14 protein-coding genes are annotated in these 14,921 nt (G+C 42.1%); 7 read left to right on the top strand and 7 right to left on the bottom strand.

Translation table 11 applies throughout. The annotated features are described in order from the left end of the window. Window positions 1-102 precede the first annotated feature (102 nt). Complete coding sequence (locus DD657_RS04335) at window positions 103-573, top strand: sensor histidine kinase (protein ID WP_287048647.1); 471 nt, start codon at window positions 103-105, stop codon at window positions 571-573. After that, a complete protein-coding gene (locus DD657_RS04330; RefSeq protein WP_021987538.1) occupies window positions 570-1,250 on the top strand; it encodes a response regulator transcription factor in 681 nt (226 codons plus the stop codon). The genes DD657_RS04335 and DD657_RS04330 overlap by 4 nt, the downstream gene beginning before the upstream one ends. A gap of 132 nt (window positions 1,251-1,382) precedes the next feature. On the opposite strand, the gene proC is transcribed toward DD657_RS04330, so the two are convergent. Then, window positions 1,383-2,183: a pyrroline-5-carboxylate reductase gene (gene proC, locus DD657_RS04325; protein WP_287048644.1), complete on the bottom strand. Its 801-nt coding sequence runs from the start codon at window positions 2,181-2,183 to the stop codon at window positions 1,383-1,385. A 433-nt stretch (window positions 2,184-2,616) separates the two neighbouring features. Between proC and DD657_RS04320 the strand changes: the two genes are divergently transcribed. The 4 genes from DD657_RS04320 (at window position 2,617) to DD657_RS04305 (ending at window position 6,432) form a co-directional block, all read left to right on the top strand. After that, window positions 2,617-3,039 (top strand): DUF2141 domain-containing protein, encoded by a 423-nt coding sequence (locus DD657_RS04320; RefSeq protein WP_287048642.1) that lies wholly within the window; start codon window positions 2,617-2,619, stop codon window positions 3,037-3,039. Window positions 3,040-3,044: 5 nt separating this feature from the next. Beyond that, the gene (locus DD657_RS04315; protein WP_287048640.1) at window positions 3,045-5,441 is read left to right on the top strand and encodes an outer membrane beta-barrel family protein; all 2,397 of its coding nucleotides are present in this window, start codon (window positions 3,045-3,047) and stop codon (window positions 5,439-5,441) included. A 131-nt stretch (window positions 5,442-5,572) separates the two neighbouring features. Continuing rightward, a complete protein-coding gene (locus DD657_RS04310) occupies window positions 5,573-6,160 on the top strand; it encodes a hypothetical protein (RefSeq protein ID WP_021987542.1) in 588 nt (195 codons plus the stop codon). Then, the gene (locus DD657_RS04305) at window positions 6,145-6,432 is read left to right on the top strand and encodes a winged helix-turn-helix domain-containing protein (RefSeq protein WP_021987543.1); all 288 of its coding nucleotides are present in this window, start codon (window positions 6,145-6,147) and stop codon (window positions 6,430-6,432) included. The genes DD657_RS04310 and DD657_RS04305 overlap by 16 nt, the downstream gene beginning before the upstream one ends. An 89-nt stretch (window positions 6,433-6,521) precedes the next feature. Here DD657_RS04305 and DD657_RS04300 read toward each other — a convergent pair whose 3' ends face one another. After that, window positions 6,522-7,277 (bottom strand): CPBP family intramembrane glutamic endopeptidase, encoded by a 756-nt coding sequence (locus tag DD657_RS04300; RefSeq protein WP_287048638.1) that lies wholly within the window; start codon window positions 7,275-7,277, stop codon window positions 6,522-6,524. Between the two features lie 39 nt (window positions 7,278-7,316). Continuing rightward, window positions 7,317-8,738, bottom strand: a complete 1,422-nt coding sequence (locus tag DD657_RS04295; protein ID WP_021987545.1) for a tetratricopeptide repeat protein — start codon at window positions 8,736-8,738, stop codon at window positions 7,317-7,319. 293 nt (window positions 8,739-9,031) lie between these two features. Here DD657_RS04295 and DD657_RS04290 point away from each other — a divergent pair, with 293 nt between their 5' ends. Further along, window positions 9,032-10,297, top strand: coding sequence for a DUF3472 domain-containing protein (locus DD657_RS04290; RefSeq protein WP_021987546.1), 1,266 nt, complete (start codon window positions 9,032-9,034; stop codon window positions 10,295-10,297). 3 nt (window positions 10,298-10,300) lie between these two features. On the opposite strand, the gene mnmA is transcribed toward DD657_RS04290, so the two are convergent. From mnmA to ffh, 4 genes are all read right to left on the bottom strand, one after another. Further along, entirely contained in the window at window positions 10,301-11,350 is a 1,050-nt protein-coding gene (gene mnmA, locus DD657_RS04285) for a tRNA 2-thiouridine(34) synthase MnmA (protein ID WP_287048635.1), read from the bottom strand. A 5-nt stretch (window positions 11,351-11,355) separates the two neighbouring features. Continuing rightward, window positions 11,356-12,588 carry a spore maturation protein gene (locus DD657_RS04280; RefSeq protein WP_021987548.1) on the bottom strand — a complete coding sequence of 411 codons (1,233 nt, stop codon included), beginning with the start codon at window positions 12,586-12,588 and terminating at the stop codon, window positions 11,356-11,358. A 66-nt stretch (window positions 12,589-12,654) separates the two neighbouring features. After that, on the bottom strand, window positions 12,655-13,530 hold the full coding sequence (gene folD, locus DD657_RS04275; RefSeq protein ID WP_021987549.1) for a bifunctional methylenetetrahydrofolate dehydrogenase/methenyltetrahydrofolate cyclohydrolase FolD: 876 nt from the start codon (window positions 13,528-13,530) through the stop codon (window positions 12,655-12,657). 34 nt (window positions 13,531-13,564) lie between these two features. After that, window positions 13,565-14,887: a signal recognition particle protein gene (gene ffh, locus DD657_RS04270; RefSeq protein WP_021987550.1), complete on the bottom strand. Its 1,323-nt coding sequence runs from the start codon at window positions 14,885-14,887 to the stop codon at window positions 13,565-13,567. Between the last annotated feature and the right edge of the window lie 34 nt (window positions 14,888-14,921).

The raw sequence follows: 14,921 nt of genomic DNA, 5'->3' as shown, positions 1-14,921 counted from the left end.
AAATCAAAACAACTCATCATTGGAAAATTGTACATAAAAAACTTAACTGCCAATATCGACCGATTACTGTCAGAAATCAGACTAAATGAAAAAAAAATAATCTTGCACCGAAGCAGCTATGATATTGAATCACGCAGCACAGAGCTTATAAACGAATTCAGAATAATTTATAATGAAAAAAAGATTACTTTCTCACTGGATATTCCTCCGAATACAGAATTATTATATGTCGACCCGTTCTATTTCGATAATTGTCTCCGGAATTTATTCGACAATGCTATTAAATATTCCGGAAACGAACCGATTATTACGATGGCTTGTACCCAGTCTGAAGAAAAGACCAGTATTATCATTACTGACAACGGTATTGGAATTTCACGGAATAACCGGAAAAAAGTGTTCCGCTCGTTCTTCCGCTCCGCAGAGGCCCCAGTGGTAAAAGGACATGGCATCGGATTAGCGTTCGTCCGCCAAATTGTAAAAATACACGGAGGCAAACTTGACCTGCAAAGTGTTCCTGAAAAAGGCAGCACTTTTACTATAACGCTCCCAAACAAAATAGTCAAATCATGAAATCAATAAAGATACTATTTATCGACGACGATATTCACCTGGGAAATATTATCACCTCCGGACTTTCATTGTTAGGCTATAAGGTACATTTCCAAAACTCTCTGTTTGCCGTTGAAGAGATTATCTCACAATTTTCACCGGCAATTATAATATTGGATGTCGAAATCGGAAATGATAACGGAATCGAAAAAGCACGGGAACTTATCAGAAAATATCCTTGGATCCCTGTACTATTTGTTTCTTCCCACACGGATATATCTTATATTACAGAAGGAATTGCAGCCGGAGGAATCTGTTACATCCGGAAACCCTTCGATATAAAAGAACTGGAAGCTTATATCCTTCGTTTTGCACAGCAAGAATCATCTTCATCAACAATCAAAATAGGTAATAACTACACATTTCATACAACAACAAGTGAATTGTTCTGTAATGAATTACTCATCAAAAAACTCAGCCCTTTGGAAAAAAATACATTGCTGTTATTTTGGGAAAACCAAAATACACTGGTATCATTGGATCTTCTGGCTAAAACATTATGGGGAAAGAAGTATTCCGCAGATGCAGAAGCAAGTATCTACAACCTAATATTTAAATTACGCAAATTATTAAATTATGACAGACAACTCTCTATTAGCACAATAAAAGGCCTTGGATATCAAATGAACATACTTTAATCTCCCTTCTGTCAATAATCTCATAATATAAAAGGTCAGCAAAATATGCCGACCTTTCTATTCTACAATTCTCATTAAGAGTATGAAATTGTAAATTTTAATTTAAAATCTACAATCATTTCTCTTTCGCCATTATTTGCTTTCATTACCACTGACCAGATCGTAACCGGCGGTGATTCCTTTGATGACAGAAGAACTGAAACCGTTGTGTTCCATAGTATTGATGGCCGTAATTGTCACGCCCTTAGGAGTACATACCTTATCGATTTCCCTTTCCGGATGATGCCCCGTCTCCAGAATGAGTTTTGCAGCACCGAGCATAACCTGGGAAGCAATCTGATGAGCCTGTGCCGAACTGAAGCCGATCTCGATACCTCCCTGAGCCATCGCCCGCATAAACCGCAAGGCAAAAGCGGTTCCACAGGAAGCCAATACAGTCACCGCCGGCATCATCGTTTCCGGTATCTCGATACATAAACCCATCTTGCTGAACAAACGGCTGACTTTGGCTTTATTCTCCTCACTTTCTCCGGCATGAGCCACAGCCGTCAACGACTCACAAAACTCTGCCGCCGTATTCGGCATCACCCGAAAAAGAGGAATATTCCCGACAATGGCTTTCAACTCTGCAATGGTCTTACCGGAAATAAAAGAAATTAAAATATGACGTCCCGGCTCGAAACTATCTTTCAACTCTTCCAAAACCCGCGGTCCGACATAAGGTTTCAACGCCACAATCACAATTTCCGAATCCCGGATAGCCTGCCGGTTGTCCGTCGTAATGCGAACCCCGAATTCATCCTTCAAAGGCTGTATGGCCTCCATTATGATATTCGTTACCGTCATATCTTCCGGTTGTACAATCCCGCTCTTTACCAATCCTTTTACAACGGAAGAGCCGATATTTCCTCCACCAATCAATGCTACTTTCATATCTATATATTTTTTGTAATTAGTATGCTGTTCCCACACTTTTCTTCTCCGCAATCTTCCCTGTTTTCCCCACATTCTGCTACAAACCCAAAACAGGATTCAATTTCAAATGAAAAAACAATTTGATTGCAAATCTGTTCACCATTTATTCAGAATTTACAATCTACAATTAAATGCCATTCAAATATTGCGGCAAGTTACAGAGAATATAAAGAATGAACAAATCTAAAAATGAAAACATAATCCTTATTTATCTCCCGAAAACCCTGCCTATAAAATTTTTCTCATTTTCTTTGATTTTTATTTGGTTTATAAAATAAACCATTTTATATTTGCAATACAAGCAAGTGAGATGCGCACTCCTTGCTTATTTTAAACAACATGTGGTTTATAAAATAAACCGATTAACAATCACAACTAAATCTATTTCATTATGAAAACCATTCAGAAATTCAATTCCACAAACAGACAAATGTCATGCCTCAGATATGCATTACTCTCCATCCTTACCATGAGTAGTTTTTCAATATTATTTGCTCAGGATGTAAAGGTTGATATCCGCGGTATCCGCAACGATAAAGGAAGCATTTTAATCATGGCGCAAGCCGGCAAAGATTCGAAACCGATATACAATCAGGAAAAAGCCAATAAAGGGAATATCAGCATCACCTTGAAAGCAATCCCCTGGAAAGAATTTACAATTTCTGTCTTTCACGATGAAAACGGAAACTGGCAAATGGACATGGATGAGCAAGGTATGCCGGCAGAAGGATACGGGAGAAAAAATTGCCAACTACAACAAGACACCACAACAAATGTCAAAATCAAATTATTCTACCCCGAAATTAAAGAATAGACACGATGAAACCTTCTATTTATCTGCTCGTCATCGGTCTGCTGGTACATTTATCCCTATGGTCACAGTCGTCTGCTACGACTGTGATCTATTCCGGACACTTGTCGGATACAACAGGTAAAAGCATCGGATATGCGACCCTGCTTTTATGTTCCCCGGATAACAAACAAACAGGAACGGTAACGGACAGTTCAGGCCATTTTCAATTGCAGATTTCTCCGGGTATTTATCAGATAACAATACAATGCCTGGGTTATGATCTAATCAGTAAAAATATCAGTATAACAACCTCCCTCTATGATAGCATACAAATGAAACCGATGGCTCATTTACTGAAAGAAATAGCCGTACATGCTCATCCGGTCGAACGAAAAGCCGATCGTTACATTGTACGGATTTCTCCGACAGCCGATAAAGACGGAGTCGAATTACTACAATCGGCCCCGGGAGTATGGCTGGCCGGGGACCGTCTTTCCATCAACGGAGCAAGCGGCACGAAAGTTTTTGTCGATAACCGGGAAATCAAACTAAGCGGCGAACTATTGATGACTTATCTCCGTTCTTTAAAATCGGAAAATATCTTACGAATAGAGGTCCTCCCCATGGCCGGAGCCGACCGGGATGCCAATGCACAAGGCGGTATAATACATATCGTTTTACGTCGCCCCACAGACAATGGATTATTGGGTAGCTTGTCCGCAACCACAGCTTTTGCTCCCTCCCTCCGGTATTACCAACCCGAAGGAAATCTGAACATACACAGCGGAAAATGGGATGGGTATGTTTCCGCCTCGGGGATATTTATCCCTCAAAACAGAGCCCGGTTAAATTCGATGCGGTATTATCCGGAACCAGAAAAACATTTTTCAGGTCTGACGGCAATGCAACAAAACATTCGCTACCACACCGTCCGCACAGGGGTCGTATTTACAGCAGACACCCTGAATAATATCGGTGCCGAATTCGAATATATCCGGCGTTCATACACCTGGAATACCTCAAGTCATGCTGATTTTTCTACTCCCTGCTATTCGTCGGAAAGTACCGGCAAATACCGTCAGCGCGAAGCATACGACATGTACTCAGGTACGGTAAACTACCTTCGGAAATTAGACTCCCGGGGATCGGTTTTAAAATTCATAACCGATTTTACCTCGAAAAATTCACAAGGGAACAACGACTATAAAGTCATTCAACAAATTAAAAAGCAGATCAACGACACCATTTACCGTTCCCGGTCATCCATAGATTATCGGATTGCTACGGCAGATTTTTTCTGGAAGCAACAAATACGGAAAAAATCATATATCCAGGCCGGTGTCAAATACACCTATACGGACATGGAAGACAACGCACACTATGAAGGTCTTACGCCAGCTAAGGAATGGACTTCAATTCCGGTTTATGATTATAGTCTCGATTATCAGGAAGACATAGGAGCTCTATATACCACCTATGCATCAGATCGAAAACAGTGGTCATTTCACATCGGGTTAAGAGGTGAATATACCCGGACCACCGATCGGAGCAATCATTTAAAAAGAAGATATTGGGACTGGTTTCCTCACATCGACCTAAGTTATGCTTTTGATCCGGTCAAACAATGGCTACTCATCGGCCAATATGCCCGAAATATCGAGCGCCCGGCATTTTCCGCACTGAATCCCAATAGGATACAGACATCCGAATATACTTATCAAATCGGCAATCCGGCTTTACATCCGACCTATATCCATCGGTTCAGTGCAACCCTGGTGTACAATTATCATTATACCTTAACCATCGGAGGAAACTTACACCGGGATCTGATTCGTGAATTCGGTAAACAGGATGCCGAAAATTCCGATATCTCTTACATCACCTATGAAAACCATTACCGGGAAAATCATTGGTTTGCAGTACTCAGTATCCCCTGGCAACCCCTTTCCTGGTTTCATCTGACAGGAAATATTATCGGAGTCCGGCAATGCATTAAAATGTATAAAAAAAGCCCTTACAACAACCATTATCTCTATTTCGGTAATGTTATGACATCGTTTTACATTCCCCGGAATTATACGCTGGAACTTCGATATAACGGAAACAGCCGTCTCTACTCGGGAAATAGTGAAGTAGCACCTTATCACACCCTTCACGCCCGTATAAGTAAAAAATGGAAAGAAGGGAAATGGATATTTACTTTAAAAGCCGACAATCTTCTCAATCGTAAAAACAGCTATGTCAGTCATATTGAAGAATATACAACCGAAAGCATATACGATTCGGCAATAAACGGCAGGTCTTTAAAATTGAGTTTAACCTGGCATTTCAATCAGGGACAAAAAATTAAAAAAATTACCGTAGAGAAAAATTCGGCTGAAGAAAGAAACCGGTTAAATGAAAAAACAGATAACAACAGGTAAAACACAGACAAACACCTCCGGCAAAGCCGGTATTGTGTGATCAATCTAAAATCGTAAACCTAAAAATCTACAATCAATACGTAGGTTTATTAAATAAACAAAGTTAATTTTGAAACGAAATTCATTACATCATGGAAGACAAAAGAATCTCTGAAAAAGAAAGTTTGGAATTGATCGCCCAAATGATCAAAGACACCCAGGAAAATATCGCTCGCTATGCTGCTTATCCTTTCCTGATATGGGGATATACGACAGTTGGAATTTCAATTGCAATCTGGTATCTCTACTTACAAACGGGCTCACACCAAGTAAATTATCTCTGGCCGGCTCTGCCTCTGATTGCCGGACCGCTTACCTGGTATTTTTCCGGAAAGAATAAAAGAGAAGGTGTAAAAAACTACGTGGACCGGATCACCAATCAAATATGGATTGTATTCGGTTTGGTCGGAATGACGCTATCGGCTCTGTCATTTATGATCCGTATCGACATTTTATTTATCATTCCTTTACTCATGGGCATGGGTACCACCTTATCCGGCTGTGTTACCAGATACAGGCCTCTTATTATTGCAGGAACAATCGGTACGGCGCTTTCATTCTCCATTCTTTTCATTCAGGGAACGGACAAGCTACTGGCTTTTGCTGCAATCTTTATCGTAATGATGGTTATTCCGGGACACATCCTTAATAAACACATGAAACAATGTTTAAAGAATTAGATCCCCTCCTACACTCTCAACTTCGCTTAGCGATCATGTCGATTCTTCTTTCAGCAGAAGAAGCAGATTTCGTGTATCTGAAAGAAAAAACTGAAGCTACGGCCGGAAATATCAGTATACAATTGGATAAATTGAGTCAAGCAGGCTATATCGACGTGGAAAAAAGCTTTGTCGGGAAGAAGACCCGTACTGTCTGCCGGATTACCCCCACAGGTAAAAAGGCGATTGCCGAATATGTGGAAACATTAAAAAGTTACCTGAAAAAATTATAAAACAGCCGCAACTGTCATTTTATACCCCGGACCGGATGATAAAAACCTTTCAACCTCCCCTCAGGTCCGGGGTTTACAAATCAGAAAGATTAATAAATCCAATAGAATATAAAATACATCATAGCAAAATTAAAACCCGCATGAGCCAAAACAGCTCCGGTAATAGAATCACATAATAGCTTGCAACGGAAAAACACCTGACTGACAGAAAACATACACACAACCCAAAGCAATGCCGGTAACACGGAGAAATGCCAATAGCCGGCATCGTAAATGATCCCGAAATGAGCCAAATGAGTCAACGCAAATGCCAAACTATCGAAAAACGAGGCTTTGACTTCCCCAAAACGATTCACAAAACTACCGTGAACAACTCCACGGTATAAAAATTCTTCCCCTATCGGACTAAATAACATACTGGGAATTACGGCAATGGAAAAATAAATCAACTTATCGGAATCAGCAAGACCGGAAGGAACTCCCCCCGACCTCGATATATAGACAAAAGCATGATCTAAAGTGATTTGATACAATAAAGTAAATATCCCAAATACGACGGCACAGGACAATACACCCAATAAAAACGAAACAAGCAAATGCCGATAATGCCCCGGACGCTTCAACCCTATTTTCTTCCGCCCTTTTTTCGTCAAAAAAACGAAAGGGGTAAACCACATCAGAAAAAAGATAATGAATGCAAAATTATACGTACCCGAGACATTAGCCTCAAGTACCAATACAAAACGAGGAATTCCGAACAATAACACTAAAAACAAACCGAACGCCCAGTTATATCTGAAAAAACGCGTCCATAAACTCCGCAACAAACCGTCATCCATATCCATAGTTACAGCGTACTTTATCCCGATCACTATATTGCAAAGCTACCGATTAATCAATTCCCGAATATCATCGGCAGAATAAACGTAAGTTTTACCGTCCGGGTCCATTACAGTAAGGTGTTTGTCATCACTGAAAAACAATTCATCCAATTCCTGTTTCAAAATTTCGCGGGAAACGGAATGCATCGTATTTCCACGAGCCGGAGCAAAATCTTTCACATTTTGTAAGAATAAAATCTGAGCAAACAGGGCTACACGTATTTCTTTCTCCGAAGCTTTGGACCGTTTCTCTTTATCCACCAATACATCGTATTTCCAATTAACAAAATTAGATATCGCTTGCTTATTTTTAGGATCCAGCTTATATGCTTTCCAATAATAATCAACGGCACCAGACTGTTGCATAGAATACCCGCAAGCCATTCCGCACATCACAGCCAATTGAGAAAGAAACTGAGGATCCGGCTGAAGCTGATCTTCAATTTCCAGAAAAACCTGTAAAGCTTTTCTGGGCTCTCCGCTCTTCGCTAACGATTCCCCATACCGCATCGCCACTTCCATATCCGTCCGATTGCCTTGTTTATCCCGGAAAAGGGAGTCAGCCAAAGCCAAAGGTAGTAAAGCCTCCTTAAAATGTTTCTGTTGATAACGCGCCAATCCAAGATATTTATAATTAAATCGCACAGAATCACCTCCTACAATCAATTCATCAAATGTTTTCTCACATTTCCCGAAACGTTTTGCCACATACTCCAAGACCCCACGCGTTTGCTTTACTGTATTCAAATGAGGTGAATACACCAAAGCCGTATCGACCATATCTAAGGCATAATCGACAAAATCAGTAAACATATTTTGATCGGCCAGCATTACATTAATAGCTTTCACCGCCGTCCCCCCGTCCGCAGGATCCAACCAAAAAGCATCACAATAACTCCGGGCTGCACCGGTACTCAATCCAATCTCCACATAACAATCTCCTAATCTCTTCAATAAGGTTGCATTTGTCGTATCTGCCCCGGCCAATCGAAGATACACCGGTACAGCTTTCAACGTTTTCCCGGTTTGCTGATACAAACGGGCCAACTGATAGTTTATCGCAAAATCCAAAGAATCCTCCCCGGCCAGCTTCTCATACGCACCAACGGCATCTACTGTTTTGCCTGCTAAGGCAAGTACTCTGGCAATTGCAATACGGGCCTCCCGGTTCGTCGTGTCCGCCAGTAACCATTGCTTATAATAACGATAAGCATCCTTATACCGCAATACACCTTCACTTGCCTTCCCCGCATAAAACAACAAATCCGAAATCTTTACCCCGGCATTATTCAATGAATCCACACATTTTAACGCCTCGTAGTAGCGATTTTTTGCCATTAAGCTTTCGACTTTTCGCAGAGGTTCTTCCTGTGCATATAAAACAGTGCCCCAAACGACAAAAAAACATATCAAACAGTATCTCATAATACAATCCTATTTTATTGTATAAAGAAATAGATATTCCATTTAAAATACAAATTTTTTCAACTAAAATTATAGTTATACCATTTTTAGCTCAAACACGTCAAAAAACTTTCTAATAAAATTTACAAAGCAACTGCATTCGATAGAAAAAATCTTATCTTTACCTCGATAAAAGTCATTATTTCATTCAGTTTATCGATTTAAAAAGCTTTATATTTCAGTTTCATTTTAACCGTCCTTGTTGGAAAGATTGTTGAAATCTGAATATTTTATTTAAAAAATTAAACAAAATTATGAAAACATTTCTTGGATTGCTCCTATTATTTCTGAGCATACATCTCCCCGGCCAAGCCCGAAACAATGATCTCCGGATTCTTATAGGCGGAAATGCTTACGTCACTGCATACCAGGACGGAGCAAAAATCACCGACAACGGTATTTTAAACTGGACTGACCCAAGCTCCGTTATCAGTATATTTTTTTACGCCGGTGAAGCCGGCTCTTTCGATCTATCTGTATTCGGAAAAGGGCATTCCCGTATCAAAGTCAGTTGTAACGGTCAAAACCGACCGATAACGCTAAATTCGGATTATTATACAGCCATACCGGCAGGAACATTTCAAATCAGTTCACCGGGCTATGTGCGCATCGATCTGCAAGGCCTTAGCAAAGAAGAAGCCAGTTTCGGTATTATCAGGGAACTCATTGTTTCAGAATTGAAAGGAGAAACCCATTACGTAAATAACTTCTCCTCATATTGGGGAAGACGCGGTCCGTCCGTTCATTTAAGCTATACCATGCCGACGGAAACTACGGAATGGTTTTACAATGAAATTACAGTACCCAAAGAAGGTGAAATTCTACACAGTTATTACATGGCCAACGGCTTCGGGGAAGGATACTTCGGTATACAATACAATTCACCGACAGAAAGAAGAGTATTATTTTCAGTATGGAGCCCCTTCAATACCCAAGACCCGAACGAAATACCGGAAGAGGATAAAATCAAAGTATTACGCCGCGGCGAAGACGTTCATATCGGAGAATTCGGGAATGAAGGTTCGGGAGGACAAAGCTATCTGATTTACAACTGGAAAGCGGGTACCACCTACAAATTTTTAACCCACATCAAACCCGACGGGAAAGGAAATACGATTTATACCGCTTATTTCTATGCCACGGACGAAAACCGCTGGAGACTTATCGCCAGTTTTTTACGTCCCAAAACAGACACCTGGTATACCCGGGCCCATTCGTTTTTGGAAAATTTTAATCCGGAACAAGGCTACCTTGCACGCAGCGTTCAGTTTTCCAACCAATGGGCTTTAGGACAAGACGGTATCTGGCGGGAAATGACCGAGGCCGGTTTTACGTATGATGCAACTGCCAACGCGGGTGTACGTTTGGATTACCAGGGCGGTCTTCTCCCGGATAAACAGGCTTTCTACTTAAAAAACGGAGGATTTTTTAATGAGCATACAGCTTATGGGACCAAATTTGAACGGGAAGGCCGGAAAAAAGCTCCGAAAATCAATTTCAAAATGCTGGAAACACTCTGATCCTTATATCCGGCCTGAAGACAGGATCCCTCCTCCAAGCAACCGGTTGCCGCAATAAAGGGCAACCGGTTGTCCCGGAGCCAGGGCCCAGGCCGGATTTTCCAAATAAATCCGCAAGCGGCTTTCACCGATTTCCCGGACATTTGCATTTCCGGCCGGATTCAATCCCAAACCCCGTACTTTCACTTCAATATTTTCCAACTCTAAATCTGTCCGATCGATCAGGTTCACCTGTTCGATTTCCAATACATGTTGAAACAAACCGTTTTTACGATCCGCAACAATCAGATTTTGCCCGGCACATATTTCTTTTACATACAACGGCTCATTCCCGATAACCGGCATACCCCGCTTTTGTCCGACCGTATAATTCAATAAACCGGTATGCTGTCCGATTACATGTCCGTCGGTATCCCGGATATCTCCGGGTACAGGTTTACAGATCCGTCCGGAATAATGAAAAATAAAATCTCTGTAATCCCTACCCTCCAGAAAGCATATTCCCATACTTTCCTTTTGATACGCCAAATCTGCATATCCGTAATCCTGAGCCATTTTTTTTACCTGGACTTTGGTAAAATCACCCAAAGGAGTAAGCGCACGCATCAATAACTTCTCTTTCACTCCCCATAAAAAATAGGATTGGTCCTTTACCGCATCCTCTCCCTTACAGACATACCAATGTCCCGCCAAAGGCAAAATCTTCACATAATGCCCGGTAGCCACTTTCTCCACACGCATTTCATCGGCAACCTGTAACAACAAGCTCCATTTCACGGTATTATTACACAAAGCACAAGGATTGGGCGTCCGGCCCTCCGAATATTCCTGCACAAACACATCCACAACCTGACGACGGAACAATTCCTGCCCGTCATACCTTAACAATTCAATCCCTAAATCCCGGCACAAAGAGTCAAGTTGCGGCTTTTCCTTGTCATCCCACAATTGCAGATGTACCCCGATCACCTCATAGCCTTGTTGCTTCAATAGCAGAGCCGTCACAAAACTATCGACTCCACCGCTCAAACCGACCACCACCGATTGTCTCATAACACTCAGGCAAAAAAGAGATAAGCAATAACAATAGCGGCAATGATACCGGCAAAATCGGCAATCAATCCGCAAGGAACTGCATAACGTGTATTTTTAATGCCGACAGCACCGAAATAAACAGCGATAATATAAAAAGTAGTATCAGTAGCCCCTTGAAAAGTCGCAGCCAAACGTCCGGCAAAAGAATCAGCCCCATATGTATTCATCGTATCGATCATCAATCCCCGGGCCCCGCTGCCACTCAATGGTTTCATCAAAGCCGTCGGCAATGCTGCCACAAAATCTGAATTAAATCCCATCCCTTCCACCATACGTTCGATACCGCTCATCAGGACATCCATCGCCCCAGAAGCCCGGAATACACCTATAGCCACCAATATAGCAATCAGATAAGGAATAATTTTCACAGCCACGGAAAAACCTTCCTTAGCTCCGTCGATAAAAGCTTCATATACGTTTATCCGCCGGATAAACGCCATGACAATGAAAGAAATAATAATCGAAAAGAGCACAACATTACTGACGACACCGGATACCGTGGCAATCATTTCTTTATCCAGAGTCGAAAAATACCAGATTATCCCGGCGATCAGCAATGTTCCGCCACCCAGATAAGCCAGTATCACCTTATTCAATAAATTGATACGCTGCCAAATGGCAACGGCAATCAAACCGACCAGGGTCGAAAAGTAAGTTGCTAATAAAATGGGAATAAAAATATCTGCCGGATTAACTGCTCCCAATTGAGCCCGGTAAACCATTATCGACACCGGCACAATCGTCAGACCCGATGTATTCAGCACCAGAAACATGATTTGAGCATTCGTCGCTGTATCTTTACGTACATTCGTCTCCTGCATCTGCTGCATGGCCTTCAATCCCATCGGAGTCGCCGCATTATCCAATCCCAGCATATTAGCCGCAATATTCATCATGATCGATCCGTAAGCAGGACTATCGGCAGGTAATTCCGGAAAAAGACGACGAAAAAACGGATGAATCAAACGCGACATAACTCCTACAGCTCCCCCCTTCTCTCCGACCTTCATAATTCCCATCCACAACGTCAGGACGCCCGTCAATCCTAAGGAAATCTCGAATCCGGTCTTCGACATATCGAATGTCGATTTCATCATTTGCCCGAATACTTCCGTATCCCCGTCGAAAACCAACTTAAATAAGGCAACGATAAAAGCCGCGACAAAAAAGAATATCCAAATGTAATTCAGAACCATCCCGAAAGTTTAAATTTATGATTTACGACCTGAGAAAATCCGCCAAATCGTAAATCAAAAATAATATCACACCAAACCTTTACAGGCTTTCAATGTATTCTGCAACAACGATACAATTGTCATCGGTCCGACACCACCGGGAACCGGTGTAATATAAGAACATTTCGGCGCTACATTCTCAAAATCCACATCCCCGGCCAACCGGAAACCGGACTTCGTTTTATCCGAAGCTATCCGATGAATCCCCACATCCACAACAACGGCACCTTCCTTTACCATATCGGCCGTAACAAAATGAGGCTTACCCAAGGCTACGATCAGAATATCCGCCTGTAATGTATATTCTTTAATATCAGGCGTCCGGCTATGACAAATCGTCACCGTACAATCGGCATATTCCGCTTTACGGGACATCAGAACAGACATCGGCGTACCGACGATATTGCTACGCCCGATAACGACGCAGTGCTTTCCCTGAGTCGGGATATGATAACGCTTCAGCAATTCTACAATTCCCGCCGGCGTTGCCGGTAAATAAGTCGGCAAACCGGTAACCATTTTTCCGACATTGCAAGGATGAAAACCGTCTACATCCTTATCCGGATCGATAGCCAGCAATATCTTTTGTTCCGATATATGTTTCGGAAGAGGAAGCTGTACAATATAGCCGTCCACATCCGTATCCGCATTCAGTTTTTCAACGACTTCCAGCAATTGCTCTTCTGTCATATCCGCAGAATAACGTAGTTCTGTACTTTTAAATCCGACTTCCCGGCAAGCCTTTACCTTGCTGGCGACATACGTTTCACTGGCCGCATCATTACCGACCAATACCGCAACCAAATGAGGCACTTTTTTCCCCTCTGCCTTCAACCGGACAACTTCATCAGCCAGCTCTTGCTTGATCTGTGCCGAAATCTTTTTTCCATCTATTAACTCCATGACGACTATTTTGTATCCAAAATTGAATTTCAGTTTATTTTCTCATCCCGGGCATACGCTTCATCATATTACCGCCTGAAAGCATTTTCATCATTTTCTTGGATTCTTCGAATTGCTTCAACAGGCGATTTACATCCTGTACCGTCGTGCCGCTGCCTTCCGCAATACGTTTTCTCCGGGAGCCATTGATAACTTCCGGATTTTCTCGCTCGCCGGGAGTCATTGAATGGATAATCGCCTCCACACTTTTAAACGCATCGTCATCGATATCTATATTTTTCAAGGCCTTTCCGACACCCGGAATCATAGATGCCAATTCCTTGATATTACCCATCTTCTTAATCTGTTGGATCTGTCCCAAAAAGTCATTGAAATTGAACTGATTCTTAGATAGCTTTTTCTGCAACTTCTTGGCTTCCTCTGCATCAAACTGTTCCTGTGCCCGTTCTACCAAAGACACGATATCTCCCATCCCCAGAATCCGGTCGGCCATACGTTCCGGATGGAAAGCATCTACCGCCTCCATTTTCTCTCCGGTCCCGACAAATTTAATCGGTTTATTAACCACCGTACGAATAGATAAGGCAGCACCACCCCGGGTATCACCATCCAGTTTCGTCAGGATTACACCGTCAAAATTCAATCTTTCATTGAATTCCTTCGCCGTATTCACCGCATCCTGTCCCGTCATCGCATCCACAACGAATAACGTCTCATTCGGATCGATTGCTTTTTTAATCGCCGCAATCTCCGCCATCATCTGCTCATCTATCGCCAAACGACCGGCCGTATCGACGATAACCACATCATTTCCGAACGAACGGGCCTGCTTGATCGCATCCAAAGCAATCTTTACAGGGTCTTTTGTCGTCTCATCCGTATATACCGGAACCTCTATCTGCTCACCCAACACGCGCAACTGCTCGATAGCAGCCGGACGATAAACGTCACAAGCAACCAACAAAGGTTTTTTACCCCGTTTGTTTTTCAGCATATTGGCCAGTTTACCGGAAAAGGTCGTTTTACCGGACCCCTGAAGACCCGACATCAAAATAATAGCCGGATTGCCTTTCAGATCTATATCCACATTGTGTCCACCCATCAATTCGGCCAACTCGTCGTGTACGATCTTTACCATCATCTGGCCCGGTTTTACAGCCGTGAGTACATTCATACCCATTGCTTTCTCTTTCACCCGGTTGGTAAAATCTTTCGCAATTTTATAGTTAACGTCAGCATCCAACAAAGAGCGCCTTACCTCCTTCAAAGTCTCTGCGACATTTATTTCTGTTATCTTTCCCTGGCCTTTTAATATCTTAAACGAACGTTCCAGTTTCTCCGATAGATTCTCAAACATAATTCTATATATTTTTATTTATTTAATTCTCGAT

It is taken from the genome of Culturomica sp. (assembly GCF_003524185.1).
Taxonomy (GTDB): domain Bacteria; phylum Bacteroidota; class Bacteroidia; order Bacteroidales; family Marinifilaceae; genus Culturomica; species Culturomica massiliensis.
The sequence above is the reverse complement of the archived record's forward strand: the minus strand, read 5'-3'. Positions and strand labels throughout refer to the sequence as shown.

What these genes read in the sequence shown, in the direction of transcription:
- DD657_RS04330 (WP_021987538.1), top strand. Translation starts at nt 570, where the DNA reads ATGAAATCAATAAAGATACTATTTATCGACGACGATATTCACCTGGGA.
- proC (WP_287048644.1), bottom strand. Translation starts at nt 2,183, where the DNA reads ATGAAAGTAGCATTGATTGGTGGAGGAAATATCGGCTCTTCCGTTGTA.
- DD657_RS04320 (WP_287048642.1), top strand. Translation starts at nt 2,617, where the DNA reads ATGAAAACCATTCAGAAATTCAATTCCACAAACAGACAAATGTCATGC.
- DD657_RS04315 (WP_287048640.1), top strand. Translation starts at nt 3,045, where the DNA reads ATGAAACCTTCTATTTATCTGCTCGTCATCGGTCTGCTGGTACATTTA.
- DD657_RS04310 (WP_021987542.1), top strand. Translation starts at nt 5,573, where the DNA reads ATGGAAGACAAAAGAATCTCTGAAAAAGAAAGTTTGGAATTGATCGCC.
- DD657_RS04305 (WP_021987543.1), top strand. Translation starts at nt 6,145, where the DNA reads ATGTTTAAAGAATTAGATCCCCTCCTACACTCTCAACTTCGCTTAGCG.
- DD657_RS04300 (WP_287048638.1), bottom strand. Translation starts at nt 7,277, where the DNA reads ATGGATATGGATGACGGTTTGTTGCGGAGTTTATGGACGCGTTTTTTC.
- DD657_RS04295 (WP_021987545.1), bottom strand. Translation starts at nt 8,738, where the DNA reads ATGAGATACTGTTTGATATGTTTTTTTGTCGTTTGGGGCACTGTTTTA.
- DD657_RS04290 (WP_021987546.1), top strand. Translation starts at nt 9,032, where the DNA reads ATGAAAACATTTCTTGGATTGCTCCTATTATTTCTGAGCATACATCTC.
- mnmA (WP_287048635.1), bottom strand. Translation starts at nt 11,350, where the DNA reads ATGAGACAATCGGTGGTGGTCGGTTTGAGCGGTGGAGTCGATAGTTTT.
- DD657_RS04280 (WP_021987548.1), bottom strand. Translation starts at nt 12,588, where the DNA reads ATGGTTCTGAATTACATTTGGATATTCTTTTTTGTCGCGGCTTTTATC.
- folD (WP_021987549.1), bottom strand. Translation starts at nt 13,530, where the DNA reads ATGGAGTTAATAGATGGAAAAAAGATTTCGGCACAGATCAAGCAAGAG.
- ffh (WP_021987550.1), bottom strand. Translation starts at nt 14,887, where the DNA reads ATGTTTGAGAATCTATCGGAGAAACTGGAACGTTCGTTTAAGATATTA.